Source organism: Microbacterium indicum DSM 19969 (assembly GCF_000422385.1).
Taxonomy (GTDB): domain Bacteria; phylum Actinomycetota; class Actinomycetes; order Actinomycetales; family Microbacteriaceae; genus Microbacterium; species Microbacterium indicum.
The window spans coordinates 1-5,464 of record NZ_AULR01000025.1 but is presented as its reverse complement, the minus strand read 5'-3'; the positions used below and the strand labels follow the sequence as shown (position 1 = coordinate 5,464).

The 5,464-nt window shown below is 60.7% G+C and carries 7 protein-coding genes and 1 pseudogene; 7 read left to right on the top strand and 1 reads right to left on the bottom strand.

Annotated elements, in window-relative coordinates; genetic code table 11:
- From H576_RS17025 to H576_RS0112215, 7 genes and pseudogenes are all read left to right on the top strand, one after another.
- Positions 1-202, top strand: a pseudogene (locus tag H576_RS17025) (hypothetical protein); the annotation flags it as partial.
- A gap of 296 nt (positions 203-498) precedes the next feature.
- Positions 499-849, top strand: coding sequence for a hypothetical protein (locus H576_RS0112240; RefSeq protein ID WP_156888225.1), 351 nt, complete (start codon positions 499-501; stop codon positions 847-849).
- Positions 850-884: 35 nt separating this feature from the next.
- Positions 885-1,721 (top strand): pPIWI-associating nuclease domain-containing protein, encoded by an 837-nt coding sequence (locus tag H576_RS0112235; protein ID WP_051172740.1) that lies wholly within the window; start codon positions 885-887, stop codon positions 1,719-1,721.
- 176 nt (positions 1,722-1,897) lie between these two features.
- Positions 1,898-2,878, top strand: coding sequence for a DUF4365 domain-containing protein (locus tag H576_RS15750; protein WP_051172738.1), 981 nt, complete (start codon positions 1,898-1,900; stop codon positions 2,876-2,878).
- A gap of 4 nt (positions 2,879-2,882) precedes the next feature.
- Complete coding sequence (locus tag H576_RS0112225; RefSeq protein WP_169564350.1) at positions 2,883-3,332, top strand: 3'-5' exonuclease; 450 nt, start codon at positions 2,883-2,885, stop codon at positions 3,330-3,332.
- Positions 3,322-4,260 (top strand): DUF5677 domain-containing protein, encoded by a 939-nt coding sequence (locus H576_RS15745; protein WP_156888224.1) that lies wholly within the window; start codon positions 3,322-3,324, stop codon positions 4,258-4,260. Before H576_RS0112225 ends, H576_RS15745 begins: the two co-directional genes overlap by 11 nt.
- Complete coding sequence (locus H576_RS0112215; protein ID WP_029151163.1) at positions 4,257-5,195, top strand: hypothetical protein; 939 nt, start codon at positions 4,257-4,259, stop codon at positions 5,193-5,195. Before H576_RS15745 ends, H576_RS0112215 begins: the two co-directional genes overlap by 4 nt.
- Here H576_RS0112215 and H576_RS0112210 read toward each other — a convergent pair.
- Positions 5,196-5,464: integrase core domain-containing protein (locus H576_RS0112210; protein ID WP_156888223.1), on the bottom strand; the 269-nt coding region annotated here is incomplete at its 5' end.

Below are 5,464 nucleotides of genomic sequence, written 5' to 3'. Positions count from 1 at the left end.
GAAGTTCCAGATCGGCAGCCACCTCGCCGGAGCACTCGTCACCATCGTCCGAGACGCCACCACCATCGCGTTCTACGACGTCGCTACCGGCGAACTCCTCATCGAACACCCCTGGCCCGAGCCCGGCGTCCGCTACGTCAGCAACGGCAGGCCCCGCGGGCCCCGGAGGACCCCGCCACCGGAACCGTCACCGACGTCTTGACACATGAAGCGTCACCGATCTGCTGATGCGCTTCCGTCACCGAAGTCCTGATACATCACAGGACAGGGAAGCAGGTAGGAACGAAACCCAGGGCGATTCAGTCTTCTGCTGGCTGACGGTCGGGATACGCCCACAGCGCCGGTGTTGCAGAGGAAGCCGCCCCGCATCGAGGAGATGAACGTCGACAGAAGCGCGGCGGGCCCAGCATGACCACCATCCTTGTCTGGCCGTCGTCTGTGCCCGCGCCGATGTCGGACGCGACTCGTACTCTTGAAGATATGAGCTAGGAGGAGCCCGTGGAACTTAAGACCAACCCAAATGACGGCCGCGCTGAGCGACTTGCGCCTTGGATTCGTGAGATGGACCTTGCCGATCAGGTGTTTATCACCGGCTCGACCTTGGTGCTCGAAGACATCCGACTGCGCCGTGGCGATCTCCCCGTGGCTTTCGACGAGGCGGACCTTCGGGAAGGAACTCCCGCGGAGGCGTATCGCCGCGCGGTCGGTCTCTCCGGCGCTTACGCCGAGCAGTCGTCCCACCTGGGTGCAGACGGCATCGATGAGTACTGGCGGATCTCGAATCTGGCGCGTGAAGTCGCCGAACGGATCGCGAAATACCACCCCGACGTGCTCGGGGGTGATCGCTAATGGTCCGCCGCGTTACTCCTTCTCAGGCTAGGAGCATGATTCGCCAGGCGCAGCAGAAGCAGCAGCAGGCGATCCGCAAGATCAACAGCGCGATCGATCAGTACAACCGTGACGTCAAGAAGGCCGTCAACGACTACAACCGCGACGTGCGAGCGCACAACACGCGGGTCCGTGCGAACCGCGCGAGGCTACAGACCGAACTGCGGCGTCTCAATTCGAGCCCGACTGTCACCGTGCGCTACACGACATCGACCCGGGTGGTCCGTACCGTCGAGCAGCGTTTCACGGGCATCGAGTCGGCAGTTGAGGATGGGCGCTGGGCCGATCCAGATAACCTTCTCGATCGTGCCGAGGCCGAGGCTGCCGACAGCGTCGCGAGTCTGAACCGTCTGCTCTCGGACGAAGATGAAGCGTCCGCTGAACTCCAGGTGACCACACTCACGAGTGAGCTTGCGGACATCAATCCGGAGCTACAGGACCGTTGGCGAGGTGCACTATTCTCGCTGAACCCGAGCAACCCTGACGCGGCTCGGCACTTCTGCACCAGCGCTCGTGAGATGCTCACCTCAATCCTGGACGCTGAGGCGCCCGATGCTACGGTGATCGCCGCAGACCCAAACTACGTCAAGACGCCGAACGGGGGCGTCTCGCGCCGAGCGAAGATCCACTACTGCCTCGCCCGCAGCGGAAACGCGGTCGCCGAGATGGTCGAGTTCGTTGACGCTGACATCGACGGTGTCATGGCCCTGTTTGACGACTTCAACCATGGAACTCACGGCGCGGCGGGCCGCTTCCCGATGACTGAGCTCGTCGTGCTCAAGGAGCGCGTCGAGAAGGCGGTCAAGTTCATCCACCGCCTCGTCCGCCCTTAGAGACGCTCGTCTATGCGATCGAATCCGATACACGTCGCCAGTAGCTGCGCGCTCATCGCTGTCGATGATGAGGTTCGAGTCCCTGGGGTTGATACCCATGGCGGTGACCGTTGCCGTACTGACGATGACAACGAACGCGCGGAACGTCTGCCCAAGACCAAAACGAGGATGGTCCGATGTCGAAAAAGGTGAAGCACTCAGCCAAGCAGGACCGAAAAGGCATAGCTACTGTTCAGCAGATCATCGTAAGTGACTTCGAGTGGATTTTTCGTGAACAGCCCACCGATGACTACGGCATTGACGCCCAGATCGAGGTTGTTGACGATGATGCGGCGACTGGCGAACTTCTGGCAGCACAGATTAAGACAGGTCCGAGCTACTTCAAGAAGGAGACTGACGAGGGTTGGTGGTACCCCCTCGACAAGGATGATCTCTCTTACTGGCTTGAACACGCACTTCCAGTAGTTGTCGTCATCTGCGATCCGGTCGCGAAGACTGCGTACTGGCAGGCGGTCAACGAAGACACCGTGGTCACCGGAAAGCGCGGAGGCAAGAAGCTCCTGATCCCAAAGAAGCAGGTACTCAGTCAGCGTTCGAAGTACGAACTTGGAAGAACCGCCGAAGGAAAACCATACGAACTCCGGGTGCGGAAGCTCCGATTGTCGCTTCCCTGGATGAAACTGCTTCAAAGCGGGCGCCGTCTCTTGCTTGAGGCAGACGAATGGGTGAACAAGAGCTCGGGACGAGGCGACGTTCAGATCGTTTCTGTTGATGAGGCCAACGAAGACCGCGTCGAACTCGGCGGCTGGTTCATCATGGTTGGACTACGTCCCTACGAAGAAGTACTGCCTTCTCTGTTCCCTTGGGCGGATGCAGTTCTACACGAAGAGACGTACGACGAAGCTGATCACGAAGCCTGGGAGGCTGAGTGTGTTCGCTACGACCGCGAAGGAGACCGGTTTGTCTCCGAGCCCTTTGAGGACTGGGTCATCGGACGCGAAGGTGACGGCGGCTTGCGTCCCTACTCGAACTCGGCCAACGAAGTCGACCACTGGCGACTCGAACTCGTTCTGAACGACCTCGGCAGGAGTTTTCTCGCGGTGGATGAGTACGCGGAAGGCAGGGGCATGGTCCTCGCGCCGAGACGGCGACAGTAGTAGCATGTGTGCCTCGCCGAGCAGCAGGTCGCTCCTGGATTTCGTCGCTCATCCTTCGCTCAATCCGCTGTCGCCGTCGTATCAGCAGGGGACGCGACTGAACGACGTGATCAAGGAAGCAACTGTTGCCTTCAAGTGCGAACTGGAAGTCGACGGTGATCCTATTGCGGCACTCGACAGGGTGTCGAAGGAAGACACCATCCGGATCTTGACGGTGCACAAGTGTAAGGGCTTGGAATTCGAGAAGGTCAGCGTCTTTGGCGCCGAACTGCAGTTCTTCTGGAGCGACGATGAGGATGTGAAGGCAGAGTTCTTCGTCGCTATCTCGCGTGCCAATAATGAGCTTGTGCTGACGAGCGCACGACAGCGTCTACGTCTCGATGGTGCGAGATCCCGTTGGTGGGAGAACTCGCCAGCGCACGAAGAGGCACTGGGGTATACCGATGAACCCTGAACCGCGGCCAGGCGCCGAATCGTTCGATCCGACCATGCTCCCGGAACTCCACGTCGTCGACTTCAAGGAACTCGAAACCACCACAGACGAGATTCCCTTCATCCGAGAAAGCTTCGAGTTGCTGAAAGAGGCGTCGGTCCTCCTGACTGCGGTTGCCGGCATCCGAACGGATGCCCAGACAGACGGGCTCTCGCGCAACCACGCGATCGTCATCGGCCACTACGCACGCATGACGAAGCTCACGAAGAGCTTGATTCGACAGATCGCCGACGGGCACGGCGGGGATCAGCAGATCGCGGTGAGCCGCGAGTTCATGGACTCGGTGTCGACCGTGATGTACCTGCTCGGTGATCCCGGCGATGGAAGCCGGTACACGTCCTACGTGATGGACAGCCTCATCGCGGAGCGCGAGTTCCTCAAGGACGTCCGCGAACAGGTTGCGCAACGCAGTGATTTCGTGCTCCCAATCGAGGAACGGATCAACCGCTCGATCGCCGAGACTCTCAAGGCTGCCGGGGTGCGGGAAGAAGACATTCCGTCGCGTCGGAACAACGGCTGGCCGAACGCCCAGGTGCGTCTCGCGCTTCTCGGCCCGACTGCCTATGCGGCGTATCGGACTGGCTCTGGTGCTGTGCACGGAAGCTTTGCTGACATCTACAAGCACCACCTCGACGAGGTAAACGGAGGCTTCGAGATCGAACTGCGGCCGCAGCGATTCCGCCCGCAGCCATTGCTCTCGATGGCGCTCTTGTCTTTGCTCACGCTTGGCGACTACAGCCGCATCTTCCTCGGCATGCCAGTTCCGAAAGTCTTCCAAGACCGCGGCCGTACGCTGATCGTGCTGCTCGAAAAGACCGACGAACTCCATGAGCGGTATCTCAACGAGCGGCGAGGAAGCCGCTGCCGGGACGAAGGAGCTACATCATGACTGAGCCGAGCGACCACCCTGACGGGATTCAGATCGTCGTCGAGAACCTGAGCGAGGAAGGTGCCCGGATGCTCGCAGAGGGCATTGAGTCGAGCAGTGATGGTGGCGCTCTCGCGCAGCTGATCGGCACGGTTACAGAGGCGCTTCGCCCCGAGGACCGTCCGAAAACGCGGCTGGTCATCACCGGCGATCTCGTGGCGACAGTCAATGACCGCGAGGATCGGACGGGTGCGCCATTCACTATGGAGCGCGGCGCGGGCATCGTCGCGGCCAAGACCATGCCGCCGAACGCCCATGGGCTCGTCGACATCCTGATTCCTGTCAACTGGCTCCTGCCGCTCGAGGATGCGGACGAAACTGCGGAGCGATCCCGCACGATTCAGCATCTTGCCGCTCATGAGGCTGTCCATGCCAGCATCCATCACATCGGCGACGAGCCCTTCGACCTGCACCACCGCGAAAAGTTTGGCCACGCATCGATGAACTTCATCTCCATGGCCAGCGAGCAGATCGAGGAGCATTTGGCGGAGTACCTAGGCTCCAAAGTCACGGGCCGTGAGATTGCGCAGTCCGCGAGCAACGTCGAGGCCTCAATCGAGGCATGGCAGGAGACGCTGGCCGCGGAACTACCAGCCATCCCGGAGGACGATCCTGAATATTTCCAGCGCGGAATGCTCGTCACGTTCAATGCCCTACACATTCTCTGGAATACACTCGCATATCTAGCCGCGGCGCTTCGATTGAAAGACGGTTTTCGTCCTGTGCCAGGCGAGATTGCGGCGCTCCCGGGCTGGCGTCAACACATCGAGCCGTGGTGGGACCGATACCTGGAACTTCTTGACGAGATCCCGATGACGGTCGACGTCGACATTGCTGCTACCGACGAGGTCGTTCGGGAGATGGGGACTGCTGCACGGGTAGGTGACAGGTTGTAGTCACGCCGCGAGTGCGACGGTCGTGTTCATGATGGTCTCGAACTCGATGGGCGTCAAACTGCCCAGACGCGCCTGGCGTCGCCGGCGGTGGTAGGTCCGCTCGATCCAGGTGACGATCGCGATGCGCAGCTGCTCGCGGGCTGTCCAGGAGCGGCGGTTGAGGACGTTCTTCTGGAGCAGGGCGAAGAAGCTTTCCATGGCTGCATTGTCACCGCTCGACCCGACTCTGCCCATGCTCCCGACCATGCGATGACGGGCCAGAGCACGCA